General features: G+C 62.1%; 13 protein-coding genes. 7 read left to right on the top strand and 6 right to left on the bottom strand.

The genetic code is table 11. The annotated features are described in order from the left end of the window. Nucleotides 1–19: 19 nt before the first annotated feature. From BM177_RS08385 to pgi, 7 genes are all read left to right on the top strand, one after another. Nucleotides 20–685: an LON peptidase substrate-binding domain-containing protein gene (locus BM177_RS08385; protein ID WP_091681061.1), complete on the top strand. Its 666-nt coding sequence runs from the start codon at nt 20–22 to the stop codon at nt 683–685. 113 nt (nt 686–798) lie between these two features. After that, a complete protein-coding gene (locus BM177_RS08380) occupies nt 799–1,020 on the top strand; it encodes a Trm112 family protein (protein WP_091681059.1) in 222 nt (73 codons plus the stop codon). A gap of 173 nt (nt 1,021–1,193) precedes the next feature. Beyond that, entirely contained in the window at nt 1,194–2,279 is a 1,086-nt protein-coding gene (locus tag BM177_RS08375) for a linear amide C-N hydrolase (protein WP_091681057.1), read from the top strand. A 17-nt stretch (nt 2,280–2,296) separates the two neighbouring features. Continuing rightward, entirely contained in the window at nt 2,297–3,163 is an 867-nt protein-coding gene (tesB, locus tag BM177_RS08370; protein WP_091681319.1) for an acyl-CoA thioesterase II, read from the top strand. Nucleotides 3,164–3,537: 374 nt separating this feature from the next. Then, entirely contained in the window at nt 3,538–3,876 is a 339-nt protein-coding gene (locus BM177_RS08365) for a P-II family nitrogen regulator (RefSeq protein ID WP_091681055.1), read from the top strand. A gap of 37 nt (nt 3,877–3,913) precedes the next feature. Beyond that, nucleotides 3,914–5,467, top strand: coding sequence for an ammonium transporter (locus tag BM177_RS08360; RefSeq protein WP_091681053.1), 1,554 nt, complete (start codon nt 3,914–3,916; stop codon nt 5,465–5,467). Between the two features lie 290 nt (nt 5,468–5,757). Next, nucleotides 5,758–7,410, top strand: a complete 1,653-nt coding sequence (gene pgi, locus BM177_RS08355) for a glucose-6-phosphate isomerase (RefSeq protein WP_091681051.1) — start codon at nt 5,758–5,760, stop codon at nt 7,408–7,410. A 3-nt stretch (nt 7,411–7,413) separates the two neighbouring features. Here pgi and bfr read toward each other — a convergent pair whose 3' ends face one another. The 6 genes from bfr to tssM all read right to left on the bottom strand — a co-directional run bounded on the left by bfr (nt 7,414) and on the right by tssM (nt 15,458). Beyond that, nucleotides 7,414–7,896 carry a bacterioferritin gene (bfr, locus tag BM177_RS08350; RefSeq protein WP_091681049.1) on the bottom strand — a complete coding sequence of 161 codons (483 nt, stop codon included), beginning with the start codon at nt 7,894–7,896 and terminating at the stop codon, nt 7,414–7,416. Nucleotides 7,897–8,090: 194 nt separating this feature from the next. Next, nucleotides 8,091–8,372 carry a (2Fe-2S)-binding protein gene (locus BM177_RS08345; protein WP_091681047.1) on the bottom strand — a complete coding sequence of 94 codons (282 nt, stop codon included), beginning with the start codon at nt 8,370–8,372 and terminating at the stop codon, nt 8,091–8,093. A 201-nt stretch (nt 8,373–8,573) separates the two neighbouring features. Next, nucleotides 8,574–10,562 carry a serine/threonine-protein kinase gene (locus BM177_RS08340; RefSeq protein ID WP_091681045.1) on the bottom strand — a complete coding sequence of 663 codons (1,989 nt, stop codon included), beginning with the start codon at nt 10,560–10,562 and terminating at the stop codon, nt 8,574–8,576. Then, on the bottom strand, nt 10,559–11,347 hold the full coding sequence (locus tag BM177_RS08335) for a PP2C family protein-serine/threonine phosphatase (RefSeq protein WP_091681043.1): 789 nt from the start codon (nt 11,345–11,347) through the stop codon (nt 10,559–10,561). Before BM177_RS08335 ends, BM177_RS08340 begins: the two co-directional genes overlap by 4 nt. 14 nt (nt 11,348–11,361) lie before the next feature. After that, nucleotides 11,362–12,021, bottom strand: a complete 660-nt coding sequence (gene tagF / locus BM177_RS08330) for a type VI secretion system-associated protein TagF (RefSeq protein ID WP_091681041.1) — start codon at nt 12,019–12,021, stop codon at nt 11,362–11,364. A gap of 5 nt (nt 12,022–12,026) precedes the next feature. Further along, complete coding sequence (tssM, locus tag BM177_RS08325; RefSeq protein WP_091681039.1) at nt 12,027–15,458, bottom strand: type VI secretion system membrane subunit TssM; 3,432 nt, start codon at nt 15,456–15,458, stop codon at nt 12,027–12,029. Nucleotides 15,459–15,548 lie beyond the last annotated feature (90 nt).

Here is a 15,548-nt window from a genome sequence, read left to right as displayed (position 1 = left end):
AGCGGTCAGGAGTTTCGAGATGACGATCAACATCCCCTATCGCGCGCCCGACGAACTCCCCGCCGTGCTCCCGGTGTTTCCGCTCCCAAAAGCGCTTCTGCTGCCGCGCGGCCAGCTCCCGCTGAATATTTTCGAGCCGCGCTACCTCGCCATGGTGGACGACGCCATGAAAGGTTCGCGCCTCATCGGGATGATCCAGCCGGATCCGGAAGCTCCCGCCCGCGACGCGACGCCGCTCTGCGCAGTCGGCTGCGCCGGGCGCATCACCCAGCTGGCGGAAACCGGAGACGGCCGATACATGGTCACGCTGACGGGCGTCGCCCGCTTCAAGGTGGTCGAGGAAATCACGGCGACGACCTCCTACCGTCAATGCCAGGTCGACTTCACTCCCTATCTTGTCGATTTCAGCCCGCGCGCGGGCGAGGAGGAAGTTGACCGCGACGGGGTCCTTCGCACGCTGCGCGAATTTGCCGAAACCAACAACCTCCAGATCGACTGGTCGAGCGTTCACGAGGCTCCGAACGAAGCCCTGGTCAACGCCCTGTCCATGATGAGCCCGTTCGGAGTGAAGGAGAAGCAGGCCCTGCTCGAAGCCACGGACCTGAAGGTGAGAGCCGACGTCCTTGTCGCCATCACCGAATTCGAACTCGCCCGCGGCCGAAGCGCGACGACGGCGCTTCAATAGACGCCGCTTCGACAACGGCGTGGCGATAAGGGCTTGACTATAACGGTTCCCCTTTCCGTAAAATCAATCTATACGGGGCTCCTCCATCCACGGCACGGATAAAGAGGTGCTCAATGCCAAGCAAGGATCAAAAGTCCGCCATCAAGCCGGCGCCGGAGCCGTCGCGGATCGACCCGCGGCTCCTGGAAATCCTGGTGTGCCCGCAGACGAAAACAACCCTGGAATATGATGCGCAAAGCCAGGAATTGATTTCCCGCGCGGCCAAGCTCGCCTACCCTATCCGTGACGGCATCCCGATCATGCTGATCGAAGAAGCCCGCCATCTCGATTCGTAAGCGCAAGTCTCTCTGAAGTAAGTCTTTCAGAAACAGACCTTTCTGAAACAGGCCTTTCTGAAACAGGCCTTGCAGAAACAACCGCAAGTCTTTCCGAAAAAGGCGCGTGTGCGGCTTTTCGCGAGCCGCCTCTCGCCATTCTTGATCGCCCTGCTCTGTTCCGGGAGACACACATGATCCGCAGATTGGCGGCGGCGGCTCTGGCGGCGGTGTTAGGGGCCGCGCCCCTGGCGCAGGCCTGCACCGGCATAAGGCTCATCGCCAAGGATGGCGGCGTCGTTCCGGGACGGACCCTCGAGTTCGGCTTCGATCTGAAGTCCGACGTGCTCGTCATTCCCAAGGGCGCGAAGCTCACCGGATCGACCCCCGATGGCGGCAAGGGCCTGTCCTACACGACCAAATACGGCATGGTCGGAGCCAACGCCGTCGGGCTCCCTGTCATCATCGATGGCGTGAACGATCAGGGCCTGTACGTCGGCGTCTTCTATTTTCCGGGCTACGCTTCCTATCCCGAACTGAGCCCGGAAAACGCGGCGGAGGCGATGGCGCCACACGAATACGCCAATTGGCTTCTCGGCAATTTCGCCAATCTCGACGAAGTCAGGGCCAATTTCGACAAGGTTTCGCTGGTGCCGGTCGTCATCGAGGCCATCAAACAGGCTCCGCCGGTTCATTTCGTGGTTCACGATCGCAGCGGCAAATCCATCGTCATCGAGCCGGTTGATCAAAGGCTCAAGCTCCACGAGAATCCGCTTGGCGTGATGTCGAATTCGCCAACCTTCGACTGGCATATGACGAATTTGCGAAATTACGTGAATCTGACGGTGACCAACGTTCCCCCGGTGGAGCTTTCAGACCTCAAGCTGGCCCAGTTCGGCCAGGGCAGCGGCATGCATGGCCTGCCTGGCGATTACACGCCGCCGTCGCGGCTGGTCCGCGCGGTCGCCTTCACCCAGGCCGCGCTCCCTTCACAGACGGCGCCCGAGGCGGTTCTCGCGGCTTTCCATATTCTTAACGCCTTCGATATTCCCGACGGCGCGGTGCGTGACGAGGTCGACGGCGTCGTTCACGCCGATTACACGTTGTGGACCAGCGTCGCCGATCTCAAAAACCTGAAATGGTATTTCCGGACCCATAACGATCAATCGATCCGCAGCGTCGATCTCGCCGCCGCGATCGCCGCCGCCAATGGCAAGATGAAAACGATCAAAATGGACTCGAAACAGCCGATCGAGGACGTCTCCAAAAGCGTGAAGTGACCAGCCGCGGCCAAGCCATGTCACATGCGATCGGCGATCTCCTGACCATTCTCGATCTCGAAAAGATCGAGGAGAATATTTTCCGCGGCCGCAGCCCGCAGGTCGGCTGGCAACGCGTTTTCGGCGGCCTCGTCATCGCCCAGGCTCTCGTCGCCGCCGCGCGGACCGTCGAGGGACGCTCGCCGCATTCGCTGCATGGCTATTTCCTTCTGCCGGGCGATCCTTCCGCTCCCGTGATCTACGAAGTCGACCGCCTTCGCGACGGGAAAAGCTTCGCGACGCGGCGATGCGACGCGATCCAGCACGGGCGGGCGATCTTTTCACTGTCGGCGTCGTTTCAGATCGAAGAGCCCGGCTTCGAACACGCCGACGCGATGCCCGACGTTCCGTTGCCCGAGACTTTGCCGAGCGAAGCGGAAATGCTGGAGCGGTTCGGCGATCTCATTCCGGAGCAGATTCGGCGCTGGTTCGCCCAGGCCCGGCCGATCGAAGCGCGTCCGGTCGATCTGTCGCGCTATGTCAAGAAGGCGCCGGGCGACGCGCAGCAATCCGTCTGGCTGCGGGCGAGCGGTCCGTTGCCCGACGATCCCTCCATCCACCGGGCGGTCCTCGCCTATCTGTCCGACATGACGCTTCTGGATACGGCGCTGATCGCGCATGGCCATTTCATTTTTGACAAGGACATCCAGGTCGCCAGCCTCGATCACGCCCTGTGGTTCCACCGGCCCTTTCGCGCCGACGAATGGCTGCTCTATGCGCAGGACAGTCCGAATTCGTGCGGCGCTCGCGCCTTGACGCGCGGCCTGCTCTTTTCCCGGGACGGGCGCCTCGTCGCCTCCGTCATGCAGGAAGGCCTCATCCGGCCCAGGACCGGATTGATCTGAAGCTTGCCGCCTAATTTTAAGCCGTTTCGATGATACGGAGTGCGTCGGCGAATTCTCCGTGTGCGCGGCAAAGTTAAAAACTCCTAGTTGCGCCGCGGCGGTCAAGGTTGAGCGGCCCACGCTTTGCTACACGATCGAAGACGACCGAGGACAACGGATCTGATCGGTGACCCCACCGTGAACGATCCGACAAAAGCATAAAAATCGATCACTTTTCGGTAAAAACTGGCTGCTCGATTGCTAGAAGGCCCGTCGCTTGCTAGCAGTGACCTCAAGCACGGCCGCTTACGAAAGTGAGCGCCCGGCCTACGTCGGCGGGCCGGTTCACGGACGGTTTCGACGGCTCTCTGATAGGCGCAAGCAGGAAAATCCACATGAAAATCGTTATGGCGATCATAAAACCGTTCAAACTTGACGAGGTCCGTGACGGGCTGACAAGCCTTGGCGTGCACGGGATGACGGTGACCGAAGTCAAAGGCTACGGCCGACAGAAAGGTCACACGGAGATCTACAGAGGGGCCGAGTATGCGGTCAGCTTTCTGCCCAAGCTGAAGATCGAGGTCGCGGTTTCGAGCGAACTCGTCGGTCAGGTGGTCGAGGCGATCACCGCCGCGGCGCGGACAGGCCAGATCGGCGACGGCAAGATTTTTGTCATCAGTGTGGATCAGGCGGTGCGGATTCGTACCGGCGAACGCGATCTCGACGCCCTTTGAGGCCTTCTTTTTACGATCGACCCGCAGGAGTTGAATAATGAAACTGAATTTACCTTCCCCGGCAGCATGGAAGGCGGTCGGCCTTGGGCTGCTGCTGGCGTGCGGCGCGGCCGGCCTCGCGTGGGCCGATCCCGCCGCGGCGCCCGCGCCAGTCCCCAACAAGGGCGACACGGCCTGGATGCTCGTGTCCACCGCGCTCGTTCTGATGATGTCGGTTCCCGGACTCGCCCTTTTTTACGGCGGTCTGGTCCGGACCAAGAACATGGCGTCGGTGCTGTCGCAGGTGTTCGCGATCGTCGCGCTCGTTTCAATCCTGTGGGTGGTTTTCGGCTATTCACTCGCCTTCACGGAAGGTGATCACACCCCGTTCCCGTTGACTGACGGAGAAGACGGGCTGCTGTCGTTCCTCGGCCCGCTCGAATGGAACAATTTCATCGGCGGCTTCGACCGGCTGTTCCTCAAAGGCATCGACGCCAACTCGAATGTCGCGACGTTTTCGAACGGGGTCGTTATTCCTGAATACGTCTATATGGCGTTCCAGATGACGTTCGCCTGCATCACGCCGGCCCTGATCATCGGCGCGATCGCCGAACGCATGAAATTTTCCGCCTTGCTGGTTTTCATCACGCTCTGGGTGACTTTCATTTATTTCCCCATCGCGCATCTTGTCTGGTACTGGGCTGGACCGGACGCCATCGGAGACGCCGCCAAGGCCGTCGCCGCCGCCAAGGACGACGCCTCGAAGGCGACGGCGCAGGCCGCGCTTGACGCCGTCCTCGCCAACGCTGGTTATTTCCAGAAGATCGGCGCGCTCGACTTCGCCGGCGGCACCGTCGTGCATATCAATGCCGGCATCGCGGGCTTCGTCGGCGCCTTGATCATGGGCAAAAGAATTGGCTATCCCCGCGATATCGAACCGCCGCATTCAGTGACGATGTCGATGATCGGCGCCTCGCTGCTGTGGGTCGGCTGGTTCGGCTTCAACGCCGGATCGAACCTTGAATCGAACGGAACGACGGCGCTCGCTTTCGTCAACACCTTTATCGCGACCTCGGCGGCGACGCTCAGCTGGATGTTCGTCGAATGGGCGGCGAAGGGCAAGCCGTCGCTTCTGGGCATGATCTCGGGCGCGGTCGCGGGCCTTGTCGCGATCACTCCGGCCTCGGGCTTCGCCGGGCCGATGGGGTCGATCGTTCTCGGCCTCGTCGCCGGCGCAGTTTGTTTCTTCTTCGTCAGCTACGTCAAAAACTGGTTTGGTTACGACGATTCTCTCGATGTTTTCGGCGTGCATTGCGTCGGCGGCATCATCGGAGCCATCGGCACCGGCATCGTCGTCGCGCCCTGGCTCGGCGGCGTCGGCCTCACCGATTATACATTGAAGCCGGGCGAGGCCTCTGCTGGCGAGTACGACATGGCGGCGCAAGTGCTGATTCAGTTGAAGGTCGTGGTCTTCACCCTTCTCTATTCGGGCATCGGCTCCGCTATCTTGTACAAACTCGTTGATCTGCTGATCGGTCTCAGAGTGCCGAAAGCGGCCGAGCAGGAAGGCCTCGACATCACCGAACACGGCGAGCGGGCCTACAATCCCTGATCTTCGGGATCTGATCCGCTTTAAAAGTTCCGACCTAACGAGCGTCCCGGCTTCAAGACTGAAGCCGGGACGTCATCGTTTTGCGCACCTGCCTTCAACGCAGAGAGCGCTGGCGCGACCGGCGATGCCGCAGGGGAGCGCGGCGGGATGCTGAAACTGCCGAGCGATCGCGGCGAGGACGGGCTTGCCGGGGAGAGGATTCCCGCGCAATGGTGCGGCGAATTCGCGATGGACTGTCCCGCAGCGCCAAAGCAGTGTCGCCGCGCTTGAGCTTTATCCTGGGGTAACGCATGGCTCGTGATGAGGTCGCCGAGGCTCTGTCAGCGCTGGAAGCGCACAAACGCGAGATCGGCGCCGTCAAGATCTCGAAGTTTTTTCAGGACGATCCTGAACGTTTCGCGCGCTTTCACATTGCGCTGGACGATTTGATTTTCGATTTTTCCAAACATCGCCTGACTGAAAAGACCTTCGCGCTGCTTCTCGATCTCGCCCGTTCCGCCAGGGTCGAGGCGCGCCGCGCCGCCCTGTTCGCCGGCGAAGCCGTGAACGCCACCGAACGGCGCCCGGCGCTTCACATGGCGCTGCGGAATTTGTCCGGCAAGCCCATGTTCGCCGAGGGCGTCGACGTCATGCCGGACGTTGTCGCCGAGCGCGGCAAAATGGAAGCCTTCGCCGAGGCCATTCGCAGTGGATCCATCAAAGCGGCCAATGGAGAGCGGTTCACCGATATCGTCAATTTCGGGATTGGCGGCTCGGACCTCGGCCCGAAAATGGCCGCGCAAGCGCTTGCTCCCTTTGTCGCCGATCATCTGACCTTGCATTTCGTCGCCAACGTCGATGGCGCGGATATAGGCGATACTCTCAAACGCCTGCCGCTTTCGACGACCCTTTTCGTCATTTGCTCGAAAACCTTCACGACGCTCGAGACGATGACCAACGCCAGGACCGCGCGCGATCGCGTCGCGAGGACGCTGGGCGAGAAAGCGGTGGCGGATCATTTCTGCGCCGTCTCCACGCATCTCGACAAGATCGCGGAATTCGGAGTGCGAAGCGACCGGGTCTTCGGCTTCTGGGACTGGGTCGGCGGACGCTATTCGATCTGGTCGTCGATTGGACTTTCGCTCGCCATCGGGATCGGCGCGCGGCAATTCCAGGAATTCCTGCGCGGCGGCGAGGACATCGACACGCATTTCCTTGAAGCGCCGCTCGAACGCAACATCCCCGTGATCATGGCGCTGCTGGGCGTCTGGTATCGCGATTTCTGGGGATTTTCGACGCTCGCCATCATCCCCTACGACGAGCGGCTCGGGCGCTTTCCAGCCTATATTCAACAGCTCGACATGGAGTCCAATGGAAAATCCGTTGATCTGTCAGGCGCTCCGGTCACGATGGCGACCGCGCCGATCATCTTCGGCGAGCCCGGGACCAATTGCCAGCACGCCTTTTTTCAACTCTTCCACCAGGGCCAGACGATCGTTCCCGTCGATTTTCTGATCGCGGCCGAGCCCACCTGCGCCGACCCAGCGCACCACCAGCTGCTCCTCGCGAACTGCCTAGCGCAAAGTCAGGCGCTGATGCAGGGACGCGCCCTCGACGAGGTCGTTCTACGGTTGCAGGCTGAGGGACTGAGCTCCGAAGCGGCCGTCGCGCTGGCGCCGCACAAGGCGTTCGCTGGCGACCGGCCGTCCAGCACGTTGCTTTACAAGCAATTGACGCCGCGCGCGCTTGGCCGGCTGATCGCTCTCTATGAGCATAAAGTCTTCGTACAGGGCGTCATCTGGAACATCAACTCCTTCGATCAATGGGGAGTCGAACTCGGCAAGGAACTCGCGATCGAACTCGCGCCCATCATCGCCGACGGCGCCCGTTCGACGCGAGGCCTCGACCCTTCCACCGCGGGATTGATCGAAGCGGCGCGTCTATTGGCGAAAACTGAAGTCTAGCGGCTATTTGCCGTCGAGTTCGCCGATGTGTTTCTGACTGTAGAGCTGCACCCCGACCTGTCGGATGAGTTCCTGTTGCGTCTCGAGAAAGTCGATATGCTTTTCCTCGTCGATCAACAGGTCGTCATAGAGCTCCTTCGACACGCGGTCATGGACCGAAATGCAATATTCGGAGGCTTCGGTATAGAGCGCGCGCGCCGACAGTTCCGCGGCGAGGTCGCAAGAGAGAATCTCCTCCACCGTTTGGCCGATCCGCAACGGATCGAGAACCTGCATGTTCGGAAACCCTTCGAGAAAAAGGATGCGGCTCGTGAAACGGTCGGCGTGCTCCATCTCTTCAATGGATTCTGCGCGCCACTTCTTGGCGAGATCCTTGAAGCCCCAATTGTCGAGAATGCGGTAGTGTAGCCAGTACTGATTGATTGAAGTCAGTTCGCTACGTAGACTGCGGTTCAGATAGTCTAGAACTCTTTCGTCGCCTCTCATGAGAGGGGGCTCCCTGGTTTATGGGGTCTGTTCCGAAGAAGTCGACCGAATTTTCCGATCGGTAAACCCATCGGATCACGACGTCGCGCCAAGCAAGGCGCCGCCAAATCGCCAAGGCGGCGCTCTCGACTCGCGTCGAGGCATCTTAGTGCAGGCAAGAAAAAGATGACAAACTATTTCGGCGGCGGAGCGCCTCAGCCGATCGATTTTTCCAGCTGCAACGCAAGCGGCAAAGCAGCGGGCCGCATGCGCTGCGCGGCTTGCGCGAGACAGGACGCCTCCTTCGGCGTCCGGCGCGACTCCCGCTCCGCCAAAGATTCGGCAATGATGATTTTGACGGTTTCCAGACAACGGCCGCACGACGACTTGCAGCCGAGGCACTTGTAGACGGCGCCTGGCGTTCGGGGGCAGATCGGGTGACCAAGCGCATCCTTGATCTTGACGTCGGACAGTACATTACAGGAGCATACGATCATCGAGGAGCCGCACCTTGAGACCTGTCGCCATCGAAACCAGCGAGGGTTAAGTAATGCATCTTGGGGAGACCGGCAAGCTTAACGCACCAAACTAGAACTATTCTAATATCACATCGTTACTGACTATCGCTTTCATGCAATGACTTTGCCAAACGAGACGAGGTAAACGCCATGTCCCGTGACGGAGCGGTTGGACAGCCGCTATTTTTCGACCTTGAAGGAGCGCACGGCGGCGGCGAGCGTCAGATTTGACTTCTCGGCCTCCGCGATGATCTGGGAAAAAATCTTGACGGCGGCGGCCTGCTGATTGGCGCGCAGCGCCGATATCGGCTTCGATCCTGCGATTGCGACGACAAGCTGGAGCCTGCCGTCGGCGAGGTCGCTGCCGGTTTTGAAGCTGAAGGACATCGCGTCGTCGCGTCCTTCGATCGGCGCCAGAGGCAAGGAACGGGTGGACCCGTCGCTCGACACCACAAGCACGTCGGCCTGCCGACCGTTCAAACCCGATATCGTCCCGGCGAGCGGCTGACCGAGCGTGAGGGTCGACGCCGCGATCTCGAGATTTGGCGCGGAATCGGTCGCCCCGCGGAGGCGGCCGAGGAATGTGATCGCCGGACACTGGCCCGCCGAGACCTGCCGGGCGCCGATATCCACGTCAAGGCCTTTTTCCCGAAACGCCTGGTCGAGGCTTTGCACCGCAAGCGTCGACGATCCAAATCCTTCCACAGCGGCCGCGCCGTCACTGAGCAACAATGGCCTGGCGAAAAAACAATCGCCGCCGTCGTATTGGCTCAAAAACTGAGCGTAGCTTTGAAGTCTGGCGCGCTGAACGGAGTCAGCGGCGTCGCCCGGGTCTCGCATCGGCCAGAGTTCCAGCTTGGCGAGGTTCATCGGCGCAAGACCTGGCTTCACCGCTCCGCCGCTTGAGGCGGAGGCCTCTGCCGGCTTTGCGATTTTGCCCGCCGTCACGCTGGCGGCCGGGCGCGCGTCCGTCTGCGCTGGCGAGGATCCTGGGGGCGAACGTGTTGACGGGGAAGTCTCCGCCGAAGACTCTGGAGCAGGAGAATAAGAACCCGACTCTTCTGTAAGCACAGGCGGGGGAGGAACGTTGCGCGGAGGCGTCCGCGCCATCATGAACAGACCGGCGCCGACCGCGAGAAGCGCCAGGGCGCCGCCGCCCGCAAGGAGCGCCGGGACACGTCCGGCCGTGGCGAGTTTCGTCGCGGCCCCCGAGATTCCATGCCCCAAGGCTCCCTGCCCCGAGCTTGCATGCCCCGAGGCTCCCTGTCCGAAGGCGCCCGTTGCCGTGGTAAATCCGGTCGCCCCCCGCGCCGAAACCGCGTTGACCGGCCAGGCCGCCACGTCGGCCATCGACGCCGGCCGGTCCTCTGGATTTGGCTGCAGCATTGTCTCGATCAGCGGCCGCAGGCGCGGATCGATGGGGCCGACATCGGGAACGACGCGCCGCTTGTCGATGACGTCGACATGGTTTCCTCCCATGTCGATCGGGCCGTTCCGAAGCGCTTCGGCGAGGACGAGGCCCAGACTGTAGATGTCCGATTTTGGCGTGACCTCGCCGCCAAAAAGGCCGAGTTGCTCCGGGGAGACATAATTATACTTTCCCGCGAAGCCGCTGCCGATAATGGTTCCCTCGTCATCGAGCCGCGTCGAGCGCGCGATGCCAAAATCGATGATCTTGGCTTTCGCCATGTCCCCGGCCGGAATGATGATGTTGTCCGGCGAAACGTCCCGGTGGATGATTCCGCGTTCATGCGCGGCGTGCAATCCGGCGGCGATGCGCTGCATCAGACGGTGCACCGCCTCGAATGCGAGAGGGCCGCCGCGCAGCATGGCGGAGAGCGATTGTCCGTCGACGAACTCCATCGCCAGGTAGGGCCGCTCAAGCACCGGATCGATGGTGAAGACATAATAGCGGACGATCGCCTCGTGGTAGAGGTTATGCAGCGCGGAAGCTTCCTTCCGGAACAGCGCGAACGCGGCCTCGGCCTCGGCGAGGTCGGTGCGGATGAGCTTGATCGCGACAGGGTCGCCGGTCTGGATCGCATGGCCCTTGTAGATCTCGCCCATGCCGCCGGCCGCGATCGGCTCGTCGATCTCGTAAATGCCGTTCAGCTGGGTGCCGGCCGGAATGATCGGCCGCGTCGATCCGAAGGTGGCGGCCTGGTTCATCCATGCTCCGATTGCGCAAAGGCATGCGCCGGTTGAGCGAAGACGATGGTCGAGCCGTGCGGCGCGTAACGGGCGATGACGACCGTCACATTGTCGAACGCGCCCCGTTCGTTGGTGAGAGCGACGAGGGCGTCGCAGGCGCCCTGAGGCGTCTCGCCGCGCGTGGCGTCGAGGATCTCGTCATCGCTGACATGGGTGGTGAGCCCATCGCTGCAAATAACGAAGAGATCGTCTTTCTGGAGGAGGCCCTGGGAGACTTCGAGATCAAGGTCATGATGCACGCCGACCGCACGGGTGATGACGTTGCGGCGAGGCCATGTCTGCGCCTCTTCGCTGGTGAGGACGCCCTCCGCGAGAAGTTCGGCGACTTCGGTATGGTCGCGGGACAGCTGCCGGATCCTGCCATGGCGGACCAGATAGATGCGGCTGTCTCCGGACCAGACACAGGCGTAGTAGCCCTCGAAGGCGAGCAAAGCCGCGACTGTCGCGCCGATGATGATGCCGCCTCTTTCCTCAGCGATCTCGAGGAGGCGCCGGTTGGCGGCGGCGAGCCTTTCGCGGCACCGGGTCAAAAGATCGGTCACCGAAACCGGCTCGGCGATCTTGCGCAAGGCGTCAACGACGACATTGCTCGCCAGCGATCCGGCCTCATGGCCGCCCATTCCATCGGCGACGGCCCAGACGCCCGTTTCCGGCTGGACGAGGTAGGAATCCTCGTTTTCCAGCCGGACCTTTCCGGTGTCCGTCGCGGCCCCGCACTCGAATTTTCGCGGCTTGTTTTTCATAATCTGGTCCCGGATTAATTCAGGCGCGCTTCCGCTCGTGGCGGATGCGCGAGTCCCGTCGTCAGCATATCGGCGAAAGCCCTCGGCGGCGGCATCGAGCGCTGCAACGTGGCGAGCGGCGCGCAATTGGATCCGCCCATCGTCCACCAGAACGTCGCCGCGGAAACCGGAAGGTCGCGATGTTCTCGCCGCAGGGCGGCAAAGATCGCCGAAGCGTGATTTTCTGCGCTCGTTTCCGGGTCGCCCGGCGCCGACGGAAGGTCCGCGAGCCGGGATAAGGTCGTCTCGAAGGGCGTGCGCGGATCCAGCGTCGCCAGCAGGAATTCCTCGACCCGCTCAAACCAATCGTCCCGCGAATCGACGTCGGGAGACTCGAATCTTTCGCCGTCTCCTTGTTTCAGCGTAAGGGTCAAGGGAAACAATCGGCCTAGAGCGTCGACGGACGGCATCAAGGCTCCCGTGAAAGCGTCGCCGCACAGACTGGAGCCAAGCCAGAAACGCCAGATCGGCGCCGAGAGAAACGCCTGTTCCCATTCCCCTGGCTGAAATCGCTTGCGGCCGGTCGCCATACCTTCGTCAATCCACGGCTCCCAGACCCGCAAGAACTCGCGCGGGACCGACAGCGCGACAAAATCGCGTTTGGCCGCAAGTTTCCCAAACAGCCCGCATACCATCAAAGTCAGGCTCCGTTCGGACAGCGGAACCGGCGAAGCTGCGTCAGATCGAGCGGCTTCATGGTCGCGTTTGGCGAAGCGGGCGTTGAATTCAGCCGGTAAGTCAGATCGCGCCCTCCAATTGAAAATCGCACCGACGACGCATCGCGGTTGATGCGGCCTGCGTCGAGCATCCGGTAGATCGCCCAGATCCCGCTGCGCTCAAGGCTTGAGCCGGCGCGGGCCTTCGACCCGACGCTGATCGAGATATGGGCCGATCCTGGCCAGGACACATCGACGGCGGCGTCCGCCCCGTCGGGGTCGATAAGTGTTCCATCAATGTCGAGTTTAGCCGTGCTGGACGGCGGCGGGGTGATATTGAACACAAAGCCAGGCGCTGACGCTCCGGCCCCGAAAAACGCGTCCCGGATGTCCGCCGCGCGCTGGAAATCGGTCAATCCAGACACGCCCAATTGTTTTGAAAGAGCGCTGTCGCCGCGCCATTTCCATTCTGGTCCGGAGGTGTCCGCCGCAGTCAGGATATGTTCATTGATGAATTGATCGATGAGGCCTTTGGGGCCGAACATGCGGGTGAAATCCTCCAGCGTGACTTCCTGTTCGGCGTTGCGCTTGAAAGGATAGCGGCTTGCGATTCGCTCCTCGCAGATCAGCGAAATCGCCGAACGGACATCGCCGCTCCGCCCGGCGGAGGAATCGCCGAGTTCGAGGGCTATGTCGTCGGCCGTCGTCTCGAACATCCGCGCGAAAGGCCGGGGCAGCGAAGACGCCTCGCTTTTGAGCTTGACGGTTTCGCCGGCGATTTTCGCGCGAAGCTGATCGTCCCGCGCGCCATTGGCGGCGAACCGGCTCAAATTGTCACGGATCTGGCTCAACCTTGACGTCAAAATATCGATCGGCCGCTCGCCCGGCTGACCCTCGACCGCCCGATGATAGGCTGACAGCGCGTCGTCGATCATCCTCGCCGGCGATTCGCCCGCCGAGCCGACGACGTCCGCGGCCGATGACGAAAGCGGGTCGGCGTCGGGGCTCTGTTGATCCTGCACGCGGTAGGTCTGGTCGCGCGCCGATTCCAGAATGCGGGCGAAGGGCGACGTGACAGACGCCGCAGCCGCCATCAACGGATAGGCGGGACGTTCCGCGGTCAGACGGCGGATCTTCAGCTTTCCGAGACCGTCTCGCCAGGCCTCCGTAAACATCTTGACGTAGTGATCGACGAGCCTTTCCTGCAATTTGTCGTATTGCGCGGAAATCGCGGGCTGTTCGCCCGCCGATCCCAACACCCACCGGTCACGCGTCATTTCTTCGGAAACGCCGGGGAGCTTTTCCAGAAAGAATCGCTGGAATCCGGGCTTGGTCAGAAAATAGGGAATCCGGATCGTCTCCACCGCTTCGGTGAAAATGAGCTCCGCTCCGGCGCCGCCGGCCCTGGCCGCCGTCCAATCGTCCATCAGGGCGGCCTTGGCCCTTGCCGCGAGAAGCTGATACGCGCGCTCGGCGACATCGAGCCGGGCCAGAGCCGCCTGCGTCTTGTCAACAAGAGGGCCGTTCAGGGACACGAACGATCCGCGTCCATTTTCGAGGTCGAGCATGGCGACAAGATGCTGTTCGAGCTCCTTGCGCCCCTCGCTCGCCTTTGGTCCGGGATAGAGCTTCTCGGACCAGTCGCGCTCCATCCAGTTGATCAGCAATTGGCGGTCGACGGTCTCGAGCCCGCCAAGCATCAAATAGACTTTCAGCGCTTCGAAGAGCTGGGCCGGATCGCCGGCTTTATCCTCCAGCTGTTCCTCCAACTGTTCCTCGAGGCGGTACACAAGGCGAGGCCGCAAGAGCCGCTCAAGTCCGATCCCATAGGCCGTCTCGGCCGCCGACCTTAGCCGCCCGGCCTGGTTCAAACCAAGGCCGCCCCCCGAACTCGACGCCGCGCTCTGATCCGCATAGCCGGACGGCAGGTACCTCAGCTCATGAAGCTCCTTCAGCACTTTACTGAGATCGTGGTCGCTGACCGCGTTCGCGCCGGCGAGACCGGCCTGCGCCTTGTAGGCCGCCGCAGCCGCCTCGGTCTGCGCGATCTCCTGGCTGTTTCGGGCATAGCTCGCCCACAGGGCGGCGACGGCGAGAGCGGACAGCCCGACGACTCCGGCGAGCGCCGCCATTCTGAGGAGACGGCGCGTCCGGCCGGTCGACACCCAACCGGCTTCGCCGATCACCACCGTCTTGATGAGATCGGTCAGGAAAAAACTTTTACCCTGGCCTGAATAAGCGGGCGTTCCGACCGCCTCGGCGCCAAACCCCTTGGCGAGGGCGCCGATCAACTGGTCGATCGGCGTGCCCTGCTGGGTTCCGGAGGTGAAATAGAACCCCCGCAAAGCGGCGTTGATCTTATATTGGGCAGGGTCGAAGATTTTGTTCAGAAAACCGATGACCTGCGGCCGCAGGGCGGCCATCTGCGCCGGAAACCCGAACGAGAGCACGCGATTCGCGGGATCCTTCTCTTCGTCGAGCCGGGCGGGCGCCTGCTGATTGAGCCGTTCTAGAAGCGCCTCGAATTCTGCGGGAACATCGGCGAGTATCGATTTCGTCTTGTCCATGGTCTGGAACGTCGCGCCCCAGACCTGGGACCGGCCGGTTTCGTCGAGGCCGTTGAAAAACTCCATAAAGCCGATCACGAGATCGGCCTTGGTGAACAGCGCATAGACCGGGAAATCGACCTCAAGCCGCTGGTGCAATTCGATCAGGCGCGCCCGGATCGCCGCCGCATGCGCCGCCGCTTCCGCCGGTGAAAGCGTGAGCAGATCCTCCAGACTGATCGCGACGAGGACGCCATTGATCGGCTGGCGCGGCCGGTTGCGCTTGAGAAGGTCGAGAAACGCGAGCCAGCTTTTCTGATCCGCCTTGGCGTCCGAATCCTGCGTCGTGTAGCGTCCCGCGGTGTCGATCAGAACCGCATCCCTGGTGAACCACCAGTCGCAATATCGTGTGCCGCCGGTGCCCGCGACCGCCCCGGGCGCGCCGCCGCCAGGCGAAAGGGGAAATTCAAGCCCCGAATTGACAAGGGCGGTCGTCTTGCCCGACCCAGGCGGCCCGATCAGAACATACCACGGCAGGTCATAAAGATAATTCGCCCTGCCGCCGCGAACGCCGCGCAGAACCCCGAGCGCCTCCTTCATCCGCTCGGCGAGCACAGGCGCGTCGCTGTCGCTGGCGCTCATGCCGGTGGCGATCCGCTTTGCGCCCGCGTTACGCCGGTACAAACGATAAGCGCCGGCGCCGGCGATGAGACTCAAGACGATCAGGATCGCCGCGACGCGCGGAAACGAATCCTCAAGCGGGTGACTGTCCGCGATCCGCGCGAGCGGTCCGCCGAACCAGATCAGCGCCGCGATCGCCGCCGCGCCGACGATGCTCATGAGGATGCGAGCCCAAGTCTTACCAGTCATTCATCCGCCCGTTCTCGCTCCGACCCGCCTAAAAGACATTCCCGCCGGGTCCGTCAGTCCAGAATCGTTTCTTCAAATCGTCCTATTCCT

Source organism: Methylocapsa palsarum (genome assembly GCF_900114285.1).
Lineage (GTDB): Bacteria > Pseudomonadota > Alphaproteobacteria > Rhizobiales > Beijerinckiaceae > Methylocapsa > Methylocapsa palsarum.
The sequence above is the reverse complement of the archived record's forward strand: the minus strand, read 5'-3'. Positions and strand labels throughout refer to the sequence as shown.

Bases quoted from the DNA above. Each gene is read 5' to 3' on its own strand.
- BM177_RS08385 (WP_091681061.1), top strand. From the start codon at position 20: ATGACGATCAACATCCCCTATCGCGCGCCCGACGAACTCCCCGCCGTG.
- BM177_RS08380 (WP_091681059.1), top strand. From the start codon at position 799: ATGCCAAGCAAGGATCAAAAGTCCGCCATCAAGCCGGCGCCGGAGCCG.
- BM177_RS08375 (WP_091681057.1), top strand. From the start codon at position 1,194: ATGATCCGCAGATTGGCGGCGGCGGCTCTGGCGGCGGTGTTAGGGGCC.
- tesB (WP_091681319.1), top strand. From the start codon at position 2,297: ATGTCACATGCGATCGGCGATCTCCTGACCATTCTCGATCTCGAAAAG.
- BM177_RS08365 (WP_091681055.1), top strand. From the start codon at position 3,538: ATGAAAATCGTTATGGCGATCATAAAACCGTTCAAACTTGACGAGGTC.
- BM177_RS08360 (WP_091681053.1), top strand. From the start codon at position 3,914: ATGAAACTGAATTTACCTTCCCCGGCAGCATGGAAGGCGGTCGGCCTT.
- pgi (WP_091681051.1), top strand. From the start codon at position 5,758: ATGGCTCGTGATGAGGTCGCCGAGGCTCTGTCAGCGCTGGAAGCGCAC.
- bfr (WP_091681049.1), bottom strand. From the start codon at position 7,896: ATGAGAGGCGACGAAAGAGTTCTAGACTATCTGAACCGCAGTCTACGT.
- BM177_RS08345 (WP_091681047.1), bottom strand. From the start codon at position 8,372: ATGATCGTATGCTCCTGTAATGTACTGTCCGACGTCAAGATCAAGGAT.
- BM177_RS08340 (WP_091681045.1), bottom strand. From the start codon at position 10,562: ATGAACCAGGCCGCCACCTTCGGATCGACGCGGCCGATCATTCCGGCC.
- BM177_RS08335 (WP_091681043.1), bottom strand. From the start codon at position 11,347: ATGAAAAACAAGCCGCGAAAATTCGAGTGCGGGGCCGCGACGGACACC.
- tagF (WP_091681041.1), bottom strand. From the start codon at position 12,021: ATGGTATGCGGGCTGTTTGGGAAACTTGCGGCCAAACGCGATTTTGTC.
- tssM (WP_091681039.1), bottom strand. From the start codon at position 15,458: ATGACTGGTAAGACTTGGGCTCGCATCCTCATGAGCATCGTCGGCGCG.